The following is a 1,068-nucleotide window of genomic DNA, read 5'->3' as shown; positions in this document are numbered from 1 at the left end:
GGGGCAGGGCTATGGTTAAATGTTCGAAAAGACAATACACGCTCTTGGTTTTTTCGTTATACGCACCACAATAAGCGCCGTGAAATGGGACTTGGTCCTGTTACGAAACTCTCTTTAAAAGAAGCGCGTGAGCTTACAAGATATTATAGTGATATTCTTAAAGAAGGCAATGATCCTATTGTCTTTCGAGAACAGACTATTTTAAAACAGCAAAGCAATATTTTTCAAGAAATTGCAAAAGCAGCTTTTGAAAGCAAAAAAGCAGAGTTGAAAAATGAAGGTAAAAACGGCCGATGGTTTTCTCCATTAGAGTTGCACGTGATTCCACACATTGGTAATTTACCTATAGAAAAATTAACAGCCAATATCATTCGCAATGTTCTCGCACCCCTTTGGCATGAAAAAGCAGATACGGCAAGAAAAGCACTTAACCGTATCAATATTTGTTTGAAATATGCTGCGGCTCTTGGTCTAGATGTTGATCTACAAGCTTGTATGAAGGCACGCGCGCTTTTAGGAAAACCACGTGCGACATCAACAAATATTCCTGCTATGCCATGGCAAGAGGTTCCGGCATTTTATCAAAGCTTGGATGATAAGATCCTTTCAAATTTAGCACTGAAGTTACTCATTTTGACGGGAGCACGGTCATATCCATTGCGCTATTTGCGTCTTGAACAAATTGACAAAAATATATGGACGATACCAAAAGAAAACATGAAAGGTATTGTAGGGAAAGTTTCAGACTTTCGTGTGCCACTAAGTGATGAAGCTTTGAGAGTTATTGAAAAAACTCTCCCCTTTGAAAAGAATGGTTTTCTCTTTTCTGGTCTTAAAGGCAACCCCATTTCTGATGCTACCATGGCAAAGTATATGACAGTTTGCGGCTTGACTTATCGTCCCCATGGTTTTCGTTCAAGCTTACGGGATTGGATAGCAGAGACAACATCAACACCATTTGAGATTGCTGAAACTGTTCTTGCACATACAGTTGGGAGTTCAGTGACGAAAGCCTACATGCGAACGGATTTTTTAGAACAGCGACATGTTCTCTTGGAACAGTGGGCT

1 protein-coding gene is annotated in these 1,068 nt (G+C 40.1%); it reads left to right on the top strand.

The genetic code is table 11. From position 1 onward, the window contains the following. The coding region (locus ACFIK6_RS09935; protein ID WP_375642749.1) for a tyrosine-type recombinase/integrase at positions 1 to 1,068 on the top strand (1,068 nt) is incomplete at both ends.

The organism is Bartonella sp. AS69XJJH (assembly GCF_042195585.1).
Lineage (GTDB): Bacteria > Pseudomonadota > Alphaproteobacteria > Rhizobiales > Rhizobiaceae > Bartonella.
Note: the sequence above shows the minus strand (reverse complement) of the source record. Positions and strands in the feature narration are given on the sequence as shown.